13 protein-coding genes are annotated in these 12,908 nt (G+C 43.7%); 3 read left to right on the plus strand and 10 right to left on the minus strand.

The window, feature by feature from the left end:
- From O9332_RS20585 to O9332_RS20610, 6 genes are all read right to left on the minus strand, one after another.
- Positions 1–652, minus strand: a 652-nt coding sequence (locus O9332_RS20585; RefSeq protein ID WP_288027182.1) for an RNA-guided endonuclease InsQ/TnpB family protein, incomplete at its 3' end; no start/stop codon positions are given.
- A gap of 328 nt (positions 653–980) precedes the next feature.
- Complete coding sequence (locus O9332_RS20590; protein ID WP_004159347.1) at positions 981–2,252, minus strand: glycosyltransferase; 1,272 nt, start codon at positions 2,250–2,252, stop codon at positions 981–983.
- A 132-nt stretch (positions 2,253–2,384) separates the two neighbouring features.
- On the minus strand, positions 2,385–3,455 hold the full coding sequence (locus O9332_RS20595) for a formylglycine-generating enzyme family protein (protein ID WP_004159350.1): 1,071 nt from the start codon (positions 3,453–3,455) through the stop codon (positions 2,385–2,387).
- A gap of 1,282 nt (positions 3,456–4,737) precedes the next feature.
- The gene (locus O9332_RS20600; RefSeq protein WP_002762530.1) at positions 4,738–5,157 is read right to left on the minus strand and encodes a YraN family protein; all 420 of its coding nucleotides are present in this window, start codon (positions 5,155–5,157) and stop codon (positions 4,738–4,740) included.
- A 174-nt stretch (positions 5,158–5,331) separates the two neighbouring features.
- A complete protein-coding gene (locus O9332_RS20605) occupies positions 5,332–5,754 on the minus strand; it encodes a DUF3110 domain-containing protein (RefSeq protein WP_002762531.1) in 423 nt (140 codons plus the stop codon).
- A gap of 79 nt (positions 5,755–5,833) precedes the next feature.
- The gene (locus O9332_RS20610; protein ID WP_002762532.1) at positions 5,834–6,295 is read right to left on the minus strand and encodes a DUF2996 domain-containing protein; all 462 of its coding nucleotides are present in this window, start codon (positions 6,293–6,295) and stop codon (positions 5,834–5,836) included.
- 112 nt (positions 6,296–6,407) lie between these two features.
- Here O9332_RS20610 and O9332_RS20615 point away from each other — a divergent pair, with 112 nt between their 5' ends.
- On the plus strand, positions 6,408–6,530 hold the full coding sequence (locus tag O9332_RS20615) for a hypothetical protein (RefSeq protein WP_288027186.1): 123 nt from the start codon (positions 6,408–6,410) through the stop codon (positions 6,528–6,530).
- A 119-nt stretch (positions 6,531–6,649) separates the two neighbouring features.
- Entirely contained in the window at positions 6,650–6,781 is a 132-nt protein-coding gene (locus O9332_RS20620) for a hypothetical protein (protein ID WP_287973342.1), read from the plus strand.
- Here O9332_RS20620 and ligA read toward each other — a convergent pair.
- The 4 genes from ligA to O9332_RS20640 all read right to left on the minus strand — a co-directional run bounded on the left by ligA (position 6,767) and on the right by O9332_RS20640 (position 11,472).
- The gene (gene ligA, locus O9332_RS20625; protein ID WP_288027188.1) at positions 6,767–8,776 is read right to left on the minus strand and encodes an NAD-dependent DNA ligase LigA; all 2,010 of its coding nucleotides are present in this window, start codon (positions 8,774–8,776) and stop codon (positions 6,767–6,769) included. The two genes, O9332_RS20620 and ligA, sit on opposite strands and share 15 nt — an antisense overlap.
- A gap of 14 nt (positions 8,777–8,790) precedes the next feature.
- Positions 8,791–9,357: a Uma2 family endonuclease gene (locus O9332_RS20630; RefSeq protein ID WP_002762534.1), complete on the minus strand. Its 567-nt coding sequence runs from the start codon at positions 9,355–9,357 to the stop codon at positions 8,791–8,793.
- Positions 9,358–9,377: 20 nt separating this feature from the next.
- Positions 9,378–9,944, minus strand: coding sequence for a Uma2 family endonuclease (locus tag O9332_RS20635; RefSeq protein WP_288027190.1), 567 nt, complete (start codon positions 9,942–9,944; stop codon positions 9,378–9,380).
- Positions 9,945–10,152: 208 nt separating this feature from the next.
- Positions 10,153–11,472: an aminopeptidase P N-terminal domain-containing protein gene (locus O9332_RS20640; RefSeq protein ID WP_002762536.1), complete on the minus strand. Its 1,320-nt coding sequence runs from the start codon at positions 11,470–11,472 to the stop codon at positions 10,153–10,155.
- Positions 11,473–11,720: 248 nt separating this feature from the next.
- Here O9332_RS20640 and O9332_RS20645 point away from each other — a divergent pair.
- A partial coding sequence (locus O9332_RS20645; RefSeq protein ID WP_043999640.1) for an RNA-guided endonuclease InsQ/TnpB family protein occupies positions 11,721–12,908 on the plus strand: 1,188 nt, incomplete at its 3' end.

A 12,908-nucleotide genomic window follows, 5' to 3' on the forward strand; every position in this document is an offset into this window, starting at 1 on the left:
TTTTTTGGGCCTTTCGCAGTCTCCGATAATGCTTTTTAAAATGCTTGGGATTTGACACTTTATCGCCATCGCTGGTAATCACGAGGCTACTAATTCCTAAGTCAATTCCAATGGCTTTATCTGTTACTGGTAATGGCTTAATCGTTGGGTCATCAAATCTTATTGAAATATGCCAGCGTCCTGAGGGATGTAATCTGACTGTTACTGTGCTTGGTTCACAGCTTTCTGGTATTTGTCTTGACCATCGAATAGGTAAAGGTTCTGTGCATTTAGCTAAATAGATTTGTCTGTCTTTGAACTTAAAAGCAGATTTGGTAAATTCGGCACTTCCTCCTTGATGTTTTTTCTTAAAGTTAGGATACTTAGTACGACCAGCAAAGAAATTAGTAAAAGCTGTTTGTAAATGTCTTAACCCTTGTTGTAAAGGTACACAGCTTACCTCATTGAGAAAGTTTAATTCTTCTTGCTTTTTCCAATCGGTCAACATTGAAGAAGTTTGAGCGTAGCCTACTCTTTCTTGCTTTTCGTACCAAGCTTGTGTTCTGAGATGGAGAGCTTTATTGTAAACCAATCTTACACAGCCCAATGTGCGCCGCAATAGCGACTCTTGTGTTGGTGTGGGGTAAAATCGAAACGAATAGGCTTTTTCCATGTCTCACATTTTAGCATATATTTCGTAAACGATGCTCATATTTAACAGTAAAGCCGTCGTAGAACGACGGGGTTTCAGACCCAAAATTTCCGATGAATTGTCGGACAATGGGGGAAAGCATAATAATCGGGGTCGGCGGCCTTTCCCCAAGGAAAGTCATCGGCATTTTGATCAAGCCATTCCATCCCCTCCTTGAGACTTAATCCCCGGGAATCGGTTTCCTGTTGACCTTGGGCCGCTTTTAAGTCCCGAAAATTAAGGCTGCCAGAGGTTGAACGAGAGTTAAAAAGGGTTTGCGGGATGAGAGGGCAAGTTTTCCCAGGCTTTCCTATGGTTTGCCGGACTTTTCGGGTTTAACCTCCGTCACACGCCAACTGAGTTTTAAATTCATCCAGAAGTTCCAAACAGTAACCATAGCGATCGCAATTAAGTTAGCAATATAACGATTAATATGTAAGACATTGAAGAAAAAGTTCAAGAGCAGCACGTTGAGGATCAAACCGGCCAAACAAATAAGATTAAATTTAAGAAAACGTTTCAGACGCTGCTGCCACTGATTTTGGCCAGTGGACAAATCGCCAAAAGTCCAGCGATCATTCCAGAGAAAATTATTAATAATGGCCACCTCGGCGGCGATAATCTTACTGCGAGTTACTCCCCAAGCGAGGGTAGTGGGATCGCTGAGGAGATATAAGATGGCCATATCGACGAATAGGCCACTAAACCCGACTAAACTAAAGCGAAGAAAGCGAGCGAGGGGGAATTGCCAACGCCTTTTCAGGCCACCGAAACGACCGCGGGAACGCAATTTCAGCAGGTGCAGGATATATTCGATGTATTGTTGCCAGGTGACTTTGCTTTCGCCGTCTTGACGCTCTTGGAAAACGTAACCCACTTCGGCGATCCGGTCGATATTGCCGCGGCCGATAACTTCGAGGAGGATTTTATAGCCCATCGGGTTTAAGATCGGGCCAGCGATCGCTTGTCGATTAACCATGAAATAGCCACTCATCGGATCCGATACCCGTCCCACCACGTTAGGCAGAATGACTAATCCCAACAGCTGCGCCCCCCGGGAGAGGAAGCGTCGAGTCAGACTCCATTGGCTGACTCCACCCCCTTCCACATGGCGACTAGCCAGGGCGAGATCGGCTCCGGCTCTGGTTTGCTCGAATAATTTTAATAACACTTCCGGGGGATGCTGTAAATCGGCATCGATGACCCCAAGGATGTCGCCCCGTGCCACTTGCCACCCCCGTACCACTGCCGAGGATAGGCCTTTTTCTCCCTCCCGGCGCAGCACTCGCAGCTGGGGATATTCAGGGATTAAAGACGCAGCGACTTCCCAAGTGCGATCAGGACTATTATCATCGACAACGATCAGTTCGTAATCGTTGGGAAGGGCTTCGTCAAGTATTTGACTGAGAATGTTGACTAATTGAACGATATTTTGCCGTTCATTGTAGGTGGGAATGACTAGAGACAGGCTGAGAGGATAATTTTTTTCTGCTTCTAGGTTGCCGTCGTCCGGGGGAGGAGGAGATAAAGGTACCTGTAGATCTCCTGTGGGGGGAGTTAAGAGAGACTGCTGTACCTTCATGAAAAATTTGACCTCACTCGCGGTTGATTTAGCTATAGACGCACTGACAACGGCAGAAGATTCTGAATGCTTTTGGCAACCTAACCTATTGAACCATACCTTTGTCGTCTCTTGGGCGGACACAAGCATTGATTAACCGGTACTATCGGCCATGACTCGTAAACCCAAGACACTGTGGTGTTGATCGGGAAGGCAAAAGGTGCGATTGGCACTGCGTAGGTGCCTAGCTTCATCGCCCCAACTGCCCCCTCGCACTAAACGGGCGGAACGATAACGGGGCTGCAAGCGAGTATCCCTGTCTAACCAAGCACTACCATCCAGGGGCGGGGTTCCCTCGTAATTCCGGTGCCAGCTATCGGCGCACCATTCGCCCACGTTGCCGTGCATATCGTAGAGACCGAAATTATTGGGGGCGAAACTGCCCACCGGGGTAGTCCTAGCCAGATAGGCGCCGGCTGGTTCTTCCGCGTAGGGATCATAGACGGCAAAGTAATTGGCGCGCTCGCTGGTGAGGGTTTCCCCGCAGTAAAAGGGGGTGGTTGTACCGGCGCGACAGGCGTATTCCCAGCGTGATTCACTCGCTAGTCGGTAATCTTTGCCGGTGGATCGGGAGAGTCTTTGACAAAATTCGATCGCCTCGTACCAGGAGACTCTTTCAACAGGCAAGTTATCGCCTTGGAAAAAGGAGGGCGCCGGGTTGAGTTCGAGATTAATTTTGGGTAGTTGGGCGATCGCTCGCCATTGTGCTTGGGTGATCGGGTATTTGCTCAGAAAAAAGGCCGCCGTCGTCAGGGAATTTTCTGGTTTTTCACTGCTAGTATGATCGCCTCTTTCTTCATTTTTCGAGCCGCGTCGAAAACTGCCCCCCGGAATGGCTACCATTTCTAGTTCGCTGCCGTTGCCTAGGGGTTCGCGCCAGGAGCGAGCGCTACCCTGACGGCGATCGATAATTTGCCCTCGACGATCAACGGTAACTGTTTCAAAGCTATATTCTGTCCACTGGAGATTTTGCGAATTTACTGGGCGAATTTGCCGCAAAAATTCCTCTATTGCCTCTATATTCTCGGCACTAGCTTGGTTTTGGTCGGCAGAATAACTGAGCCGAGAGGAGAGAAGGGTAGCTAGTCCGGCACTTCCTCCGGCTAGGGCCGCTAATTTCAGCAAACTACGTCGGTTTAAGAGGGGATTAGGGGGATAGTTCATATTTTTAGGAGACTGGTCTGATATTTAGGCATTTCTAAGTAAGTAGTTATAATTAAATTGAAGATAGATTTTGGGTTCGATCCCCCCTGCCCCCCTTGATAAGGGGGGTGCCGATAGGCGGGGGGATCCCTCCTGCCCCCCTTGATAAGGGGGGTGTCTGACAACTTTTAACACCTACCTACTTAGGGTTTGCTGAAAAAGTTTTTCCTGGGGGTAGGAGTCAGTAGCCGGTCGTCAGGAGTCGGTCGTTTCAGGCTTTGTTGCCCTCTTTTTTTTGTACCAGTTTATGTACTACGAGGAGAATAATGCAAGGTTTTTGAATGTCCCAATCCTATTTTCTTGCACTAACATCAGATTTTAACAGGTCAAAAGCCTTATTTTCAAAGGGTTTTACCATTATTCAGCAAGTCCTAATTACACATCTAAGCCACTACTCCGTCAGACTTCTGGTGTGAGGAAACAGTGAACTGAAAACTCAAATCCGATCCCTAATAGCTGTCTCGGAGTCTCGGAGTCTCGGAGTCTCGGAGTCTCGGAGTCTCGGAGTCTCGGAGTCTCGGAGTCTCGGAGTCTCGGAGTCTCGACTAGGAAATTAATTTTGCACGACTACTTAGGGCTTGCTGAATAAATCTAAAAACTTTGTTGGATAAGGCTTTTAGACTTTTTTTCCCTCAAAAAGTGCCTACCATTGGAGTGATCGGAGGGAAAATCCCTGGACTTTTTCCCTGAAAATTAGGTAACTGACTACCTCAAAATCGGTAAAACCCTACACCCTACACCCCACACCCCACACCCTACCCCCACGAAAAACTTTTTCAGCAGACCCTACTTATCTACATCTATCAGCCACTTATCTATAGTTTTGTAACGGCAATTTTTGCTAAAAATCAATAAGTGTAAACTTTAATCACAAGGTCGATCGAGTCCTGACAAACGTGTTATCTTAAAAACATAAGGCACAAAGGAAGCGACTCAACTTCCTTCCAGGCAAAAAGACCTAGAGCCTGTGCCACCTGCTCTAGCTCAACGCAACAGCTAAATCGGACGCAGATTCTCAAAGTTTGTAAAGTAAAGTATGGTTTCGCCTCTGTTGCTCGATATAGGACAGATGGAGTGAGCCGTAATCAGCACCTGAGTCGGTAAACTGAGAAATCTTGATAGTTGACAGATAGACTGTTGTGGGTTCTGTAAACCTCTATTGTATTGAGTCCGTTAAACTTTTAGGAGTCCATATCGTTTGTACAAGATGAAGCCCGCCTCCCTAGGCGGGCCTATTGTGTTTTTAGAAAACCGCCACGAGATATTCCTGTAATTGCAATTGATAACCTGCCTGTAGCTGACAGGGATAATCAAGGGAAAACTCAGGTAAAGCTAATAGAGAACTCTTTTGACAACTAACTAACGCCACATCGAAGCGACAGCTTAAATCAGACCATTGGGGATAAAAGGCGAGAAATATCTGGGCAGCTCCGTAAATTTTCCCTTGTTTACGGTCATTGATCGCTAATTTGCCCCCTAAATCCCAATTGCCAGCACTGCGGGTTTTCACCTCGACGAAAGCGAGAGTCGCTTGGGATTTAGACAAGACGATTAAATCGATTTCACCGCCAGCACTACGCCAACGACGCTGGAGAATATGCCATTGCTGTAATTGCAACCAATCCGCCACCAAATTTTCGCCCAATTCCCCCACGGTTGTCATATTCAGTTATCAGTTATCAGTGGTCAGTTATCAGTTATCAGTTATCAGTTATCAGTGGTCAGTTATCAGTTATCAGTTATCAGTTATCAGTTATCAGTTATCAGTGAACAATATTGATTTACTATCCTGTCTTCTGACTCCAAACTACTGATTACTGTTCACTGAATCACTGGATTACAAAAGTCCTTCTAGACGACGACGGATGCTGTCTAACTCCGCATCGGGAATCTCAGAAAACTCCTCCTCGGCGAGGGAGACTTCCTCTTTTTGCCAATCCAACTCCGCATCGGGAATCTCGGAAAACTCCTCTTTTTGCCAATCCAACTCCTCGGCATTGCTTTCGGGGGGAATTACCAACATACCCGCTGCAATCATTTCCGCTTGATAGCCGGCGCCGCGACAAAATTCTGCCACTTCCTCGGAATCAATTTTCTCTACCGTGGGAGTCGGAAAATCCTGGGCCTCTAACAGCAGAGCATAACGGGTGGCATCATCTTCCGATTCAAACATCAACACCTTATTGATAGCTCCCATTTGAATGGTGTGGATACCTTCGTTTTCTGTGCCTGCGTTAAAAAGTAGTACAAATACACGCATAATTACTATTAGCGATCGATAAGCGGTGGTCGTCTATACTCATTTTACCCCCCTTCTCGATCGCTAATCTTCAGCAATTTTAGTTTCTAGTCAACCACTTTTGACCGTTAAGCCGTTGCAGGGTGTAAAACAACAGTAAATCAAGACTAACTTTCCTTTCATCGATCATAAATGATTCAAGTGTACTAGGTTGAGCACCGCCCTCAGCTTGAGAAAAAGCTTTTTTACCATTGATGTTTTCTTCCAAAAAATAAATGCTAAATTGACGCATTCCCTCGAGCCAATTGCCAGTTAACTGCCAACAGGGAGAGCTAGAAAAGCCCTGCACGGGAATTTTATCCTGTTTAAAGGACAGCTTTATATCACTTATACCGAGCTTTTGCAAGGCTGCCGCCAGTGCGGGCTGAAAATGCTGCTCAATAAATTCAGCGAAGGGTTTTTCCTCGACGGTAGGCTCCTTGGGTTTTTTAGCAGCCGCAGGTTGAGCCGGTTTTGCTGCTTCTGCTGCCGGAGTTGCGGGGGTGGTGGTTTCTTCTGCCATAGCAATTAATCAGGAATGGGTAGGTAGCTACAATTATATTTTCTCCCGGGTTATCAGCTATCAGTTTTTTTAGTTATCAGCTTTTATTTACCCGATTAATTAGGGCTGGCAGATGAAAATCGGTAAAACCCTACACCCCACCTGCCCCCCCGATGTCGGGGGGGTTGGGGGGGCCACACCCTACCCCCACCGAAAAACTTTTTGCCGCAGACTCTACTTAGGGTTTGCTGAATAAATCTAAAAACCTTGTTGGATAAGACTTTTGGACTTTTTTCCCCTCAAAAAGTGCCAGTTCTGGGAGTGAGGGGGGGAAAATTCAGGTACTTTTTCTCTGAAAATTAGGTAATTGACCAGATGAGAATCGGTAAAAACCTACACCCCACACCCCACACCCCACACCCTGTCCCCACGAAAAACTTTTTCAGCAAACCCTACTTAATGCTTCGGCAGATTTGCTCCAATCTTAAGCTTTTAAGCCTTGATTAATTCGAGTAATTGTGCTTCGGTTAGCTGAGTAATGCCCAATTCTAGGGCTTTTTCTAGCTTAGAACCCGCCGCCTCTCCTAGCACTAAATAATCGGTTTTTTTGCTGACAGAACCCGTCACTTTCCCCCCAGCTTTTTCGATTAATTCTTTGGCCTCCTCCCGTTTGAGAGTTGGTAAAGTGCCAGTAATCACAAAGGTTTTCCCTGCTAAAGTCGCTTTAGTGGCGCTGGTTTTTGCTGCTGCGGCAAATTGTAAACCAGCCGCCTGTAATTTAGCGACTAAATCCCGATTAGCCTCGATTCTAAACCAATCATAGACCGATTGAGCGATTTCTTCACCGATACCATAGATAGAGGCTAAATCAGTCACGCTGGCGTTAGCTAACTCCTCCACAGTCCGAAAACTTTCGGTGAGAATTTTGGCGTTAACGCTGCCCACATAGCGAATTCCTAGCCCATAAAGTACCCTCGACCAGCTTTGATTTTTGCTCTGAGCCATAGCTGTAATCAAATTTAAGGCTGATTTCTCGCCCATTCGGTCTAATTTGGCAATTTCCGTTTTTTCGAGGCTGTAGAGGTCAGAAATAGCAGTAACTAATCCCTGTTCAATCAGCAAAATCACCACTTTTTCCCCTAATCCCCGAATATCGAGAGCGTCGCGACTAGCCCAGTGTACTACACTTCCCCGCAAAATCGCCGGACAGGAACTATTGACACAGCGCGTCACCGCTTCCCCCACCGGACGAACTAGGGGAGATTGACATTCAGGGCAATTAGTGGGCATCTGGAAGGGTAAAGTCTGGGGAGGACGCAATTCGGGCAGGATTCTCACCACTTCTGGGATAATTTCCCCCGCTTTGCGGATAATTACCGTGTCACCGATGCGGATATCTAATTCGGCCACTCGATCGCTATTATGTAAAGTAGCCCTTTGTACGGTGGTTCCTGCTACCTGTACCGGTTCCATCACCGCCATGGGTGTAACCGCACCGGTGCGTCCCACATTGACGATAATATCTTTAACTACCGTGGGGACTTCTTCGGCGGGATATTTTAAAGCGATGGCCCACCGGGGGAATTTTTGAGTGAATCCTAACCGATTTTGTCGCTGTAAATCGTTGATTTTGACTACGACACCATCGGTCATATAGGCTAATTGATGACGTTTTTCTTGCCAATCTTGATAGTATTGCGCCACTTCTTGCAGGGATGGACAGAGTTGACGGTGGGGATTAACCAGAAATCCCATGGTTTCTAATCTATCTAAGGATTGCCATTGAGTAGTGATATTGTTATCGTCTAAATGCAGGGTATAGGCAAAAAATTGTAAGCGTCTTTTATCAACTATTTTCGGATCTAGTTGTCGTAGGGTTCCTGCTGCCGCATTGCGGGGATTAGCAAAGAGAGATTCCCTTTTTTCTTCTCTTTCTTGATTGATTTTATCGAAGGTATCGAGGGGGAAAAAGGCTTCGCCGCGCACTTCCACAATTGCTGGGGGATTATCTATATTTAAGCGTAAAGGAATAGAGCGAATTGTCCGCACATTGGGGGTAATATCTTCGCCAGTGACTCCATCCCCTCTAGTAACACCTCTGACTAAAAAGCCGTTTTCGTAGGTTAAAGCTAACGCGGAACCATCGATTTTTAATTCACACACATATTCCGTGTCTTGGGTTTCATTTATATATCTTTGCCAACGGTTGCCCCATTTATTTAATTCTTCGAGGTTAAAGGCATTTTCGAGACTATACAGGGGAATATTATGACGAACAGAAACGAATTGACTAGAGATTTTATCCCCGACTCTTTGGGTGGGACTATCGGAGGTGATTAATTGGGGATAACGCTTTTCTATGTCTTCTAATTCCCGATAAAGTTGATCATAAACGCTATCGGGTATAAAAGGATCATCAAGAACATAATAAGCATAACTGGCTCTTTGTAGTTCTGTTTTTAATTGTTGGCAGCGTTGTTGGATTTCTAAGGGGATAGTCATAATCGTTAATAATGCTACTGGGCAAAAACCATTTGAGGAGTTAATTGTAAATCGGGAAATGTCACCGATATTATTCTATCTTCGTTGTGAAATTCTGCCAGTTCATAAAATCCAGAAATCAGGGTTAAAACTGATATTTTTAGAGCAATAGGATCGATAATCCAGTATTCAGGAATGCCTCTTACCGCATATTCTGAACGTTTATAACGGTAGTCATCATCGGCATTACCCGGGCTAACAATTTCTACAACTAAGAGGGGAGAAAATTCAATCACTGCTGTGGTCATATTTCTAATCTCTTGACATTGTTCAGCAGTTAAAATCATTAAGTCTGGAATTCTCGATTTAGCTTTATCGGTGCGAATTCCCACGGTAGCAGGCATGACTTTCCAAGTTAGATTTAATCTTTTAATTTCTGCCATTAAATAATCATAAAGAAAGGCAAGAATTAAGGCATGAAAGCCACTAGCGGGAGGCATGGAAATTAATTCTCCGTTAAATAATTCGTACTTATTATCTGTGGAGTCCTGATAATTTAAATATTCTGTAAAGGTATATATTTTTTGTTGGGTAGCAATCATGATAACCTCCAGCCAAGATTTTAGTATTCAAAGACCATTTGAGGAGTTAATTTTAAATCGGGAAATGTTACCGATATTATCCTATCTTCTTTGTCAAATTCTGCCAGTTCATAAAATCCAGAAATCAGGGTTAAAGCTGATATTTTTAGGGACATAGGATCGATAATCCAGTATTCAGGAATGCCTCTCACTGCGTATTCTGAACGTTTATAACGGTAGTCATCATCGGCATTACCGGGGCTAACAATTTCTACCACTAACAGGGGAGGAAATTCAATCACTGCTATGGTCATATTTCTAATCTCTTGACATTGTTCAGCAGTTAAAATCATTAAGTCTGGGATTCTCGATTTAGCTTTATCGGTGCGAATTCCCACCGTAGCGGGCATAACTTGCCAGTCTAATTGTAGCCTCTCTATTTCCCTTTCTAACACCTTAAATATATATCTAAGTATCAAAGCATGAAAGCCACTAGCGGGAGGCATAAAAATTAATTCTCCGTTAAATAATTCGTACTTATTATCTGTGCAGTCTCGATAATTTAAATATTCCGCAAAGGTATATAATTTTTCTTTGGTGACAACCATAATAATCTCTAGAAAAAACTTAATTGAATCTCCTTAAGGGGGGTAGGGTTGATTCATGAATCAACCCTACCATGAATCAACCCTACTATGAATCAACCCTACTATGAATCAACCCTACTATGAATCAACCCTACTATGAATCAACCCTACTATGAATCAACCCTAGGGTTAGGGGGAAACTGACAATTTTTAACACCTAGCTTTTTACTCAAGATTCGATATCCTCAACTTTTTTGGGAACTGTTGCAGTTAAAACCTCATTTCCTGTGGCAGTAACTAACACATCATCTTCGATACGGATACCGATACCCCGCCATTTTTCTGGCACTTCCGGCTGTCCTTCAGCAGGTTTAATATCGGGGGAGATATAAATCCCCGGTTCCACGGTTAAAACATGACCGGGCTGCAAAGTTTGCCAAGTTTCTTCGTTAACTTTATAACCTCCTGCATCATGGACATCTAATCCTAACCAATGGCCAGTTCTGTGCATATAAAAAGGCTTATATTTTTCCTCTTTAATTATCTCATCAATGTCGCCGACCAATAGCCCTAAATCCACTAATCCCTCCACAATTGTTCTCACGGCTGTGTCATGAAAAAGATTATAAGGATTACCAGTTTTTACCACTTCAATCGCCTTTAATTGAGCTTCCAGAACAATTTCATAGATAATTTTTTGTTCGGGGGTAAATTTACCATTAACGGGAAAAGTGCGGGTAATATCACCGTTATAGTAATTGTAGGCACAACCGGCATCAATTAACAAAAGCTCATTTTCTTGTACTTGGCGATCATTGTTGATATAGTGCAGAATACAGGCATTAGCACCACTAGCAACAATAGAAGGATAAGCAGGACCCATACCCCCTTCTAGGCGAAAAGTATGCTCAATTTCCGCTTGAATTTGATACTCATAGTGACCAACTTTGGTGAATTCTCTGGCCCGATTATGTGCCTGGGCCGAAATAGCGGTGGCTTTGCGAATATTGTCCAATTCGGCTGCGGTTTTCAGCAAGCGCAAAGGATGGAGAATAAAATTAGTATCCTCTAAAGCAGTCGGTCCAGTGCCGCGACGGGGAAAAGTGGCGATTAATTTTTGCCAGTGATTAAGAACGTTTGTATTAAAAGTTTTGTCCCGTCCGAGATGATAATAAATTCTTTCGGCTTTTTCGAGATATTGGGGTAATTTTTCCTCCAATTCTTGGATAGAATAGGCCTCATCAGCACCAAAAATCTCCTTTGCTCCTTCCACACCGTGGAGATAGCCGGTCCAAGTTTCTTTTTCTGGGTCTTTTGGCTGTACGAACAGGATAAACTGATGTTCGGGGTGATGGGGTGCTAAAATCGCCACCGCATCGGGTTCATTAAATCCTGTCAGGTAAAAAAAGTCACTATCCTGACGATAGGTGTATTCTACGTCATTGTGCATGACCGCCATGGGCGCACTGCGAAAAATTGCGGTTCCATGGCCGATTTTTTCCATTACCTGCTGACGACGCTGCTGAAACTCTCTGCGATCGATGCCCATAGATATTCCTAAAAATGTCACAATAAGTCCTATAGTCTATCTAAATGAAGCAAGAGGACTCCCGTTAAATTTCTCCTTAATTAAAAATATACCAGAAATTAACGTAACGATGAATTGCGACCAGAATCTAAACTAACGCGACAGCGTTTACTTATTGGGAAAGGCTTGATTCTCAAGGTATGTATAAGCTTGACATATTTAAGCGGTAAGTGTTATACTCAAAAGATAGCACAGATGGGTTCAGGCTGATGTTAAATGTTTTAAAAGTGAGAATATACCCAAACAAAGAACAAGAACTAGCCTTAGCTAAAAACTTTGGTTGCGTTCGTTTCGTTTGGAATTACTACTTAAATAAAACTAACAATCAGTACCTAGAGACGGGTAAAGGAATGACCTACTGTGATATGGCAAAAGACCTTACCCAACTCAAGAAACAACCTAATTTTGAATGGTTAGCTGAGGCTACTGCCGCCACCTTGCAGCAATCATTGAAAAACTTAGAATCTGCTTTTAAGAACTTCTTCTCAACAAGAACAAAATTCCCTAAGTTTAAAAGTAAGCACAAAAAACAATCAATCCGTTATCCTGAAAGTTGTTCAATAAGAAATAATGGAATTAAGCTACCTAAATTAGGGGTGGTAAAAGCTAAGATTTCTCAAGTAATAAATGGCCAGATTAAGTCGGTAACTGTTTCTAAAACCAGTACAGATAAATATTTTGCTGCCATCTTGTTTGAGATGGATGACTCAACAACCATTGAAAAACTAAAAATATCAGGGATAGACCTAGGTTTATCTTCTTTAGTTACGGTTTTTGATGGTGAAACAACCTACAAGATTGACCCAATCAAACCTACCAGAAAATATGCTAAACGTTTAAAGCGGAGACAACAAGCATTGTCTCGTAAAGCCAAGGGGTCTAATAATCGCCAAAAAGCCATTAAGGAGGTAGCCAAGGTTCACGAAAAGATAGCCAATACTAGACAAGATTTTCTTCATAAACTCTCCAGAAAGTTGTGCGATGAAAACCAAATCGTTGTAGCCGAGAATCTTAGTATTAAAGGGTTAGCAAGGACTAAATTAGCCAAGTCAATACATGACGCTGGTTTTGGGATGTTGCTTAATTTCTTGGATTACAAGCTAGAAAGAGAGGGAGGAAAACTTGTAGAAGTTGACAGGTTTTATCCGAGTACAAAACTCTGTTCTTGCTGTGGATTTAAAAATGATTTGTTGACTCTCAGTATTCGTGAATGGATTTGTCCAGAATGTGAGAGTCATCACGATAGAGATGAAAACGCAGCCAAGAATTTAAGGGAAGAAGGTATGAGAATACTGTCAACAAATACCGATGGACAGTCGGAATTTCAAGCTTGGGGAGAAACTGTAAGACTCGTTGGTACTTGTACCCAAAAGCGGGTTTCTGTGAATCAAGAATCC

Source organism: Microcystis sp. LE19-10.1B (assembly GCF_027530565.1).
Classification (GTDB): Bacteria; Cyanobacteriota; Cyanobacteriia; order Cyanobacteriales; family Microcystaceae; genus Microcystis; species Microcystis aeruginosa.

Bases quoted from the DNA above. Each gene is read 5' to 3' on its own strand.
- O9332_RS20590 (WP_004159347.1), bottom strand. From the start codon at position 2,252: ATGAAGGTACAGCAGTCTCTCTTAACTCCCCCCACAGGAGATCTACAG.
- O9332_RS20595 (WP_004159350.1), bottom strand. From the start codon at position 3,455: ATGAACTATCCCCCTAATCCCCTCTTAAACCGACGTAGTTTGCTGAAA.
- O9332_RS20600 (WP_002762530.1), bottom strand. From the start codon at position 5,157: ATGACAACCGTGGGGGAATTGGGCGAAAATTTGGTGGCGGATTGGTTG.
- O9332_RS20605 (WP_002762531.1), bottom strand. From the start codon at position 5,754: ATGCGTGTATTTGTACTACTTTTTAACGCAGGCACAGAAAACGAAGGT.
- O9332_RS20610 (WP_002762532.1), bottom strand. From the start codon at position 6,295: ATGGCAGAAGAAACCACCACCCCCGCAACTCCGGCAGCAGAAGCAGCA.
- O9332_RS20615 (WP_288027186.1), top strand. From the start codon at position 6,408: ATGAAAATCGGTAAAACCCTACACCCCACCTGCCCCCCCGATGTCGGG.
- O9332_RS20620 (WP_287973342.1), top strand. From the start codon at position 6,650: ATGAGAATCGGTAAAAACCTACACCCCACACCCCACACCCCACACCCT.
- ligA (WP_288027188.1), bottom strand. From the start codon at position 8,776: ATGACTATCCCCTTAGAAATCCAACAACGCTGCCAACAATTAAAAACA.
- O9332_RS20630 (WP_002762534.1), bottom strand. From the start codon at position 9,357: ATGATTGCTACCCAACAAAAAATATATACCTTTACAGAATATTTAAAT.
- O9332_RS20635 (WP_288027190.1), bottom strand. From the start codon at position 9,944: ATGGTTGTCACCAAAGAAAAATTATATACCTTTGCGGAATATTTAAAT.
- O9332_RS20640 (WP_002762536.1), bottom strand. From the start codon at position 11,472: ATGGGCATCGATCGCAGAGAGTTTCAGCAGCGTCGTCAGCAGGTAATG.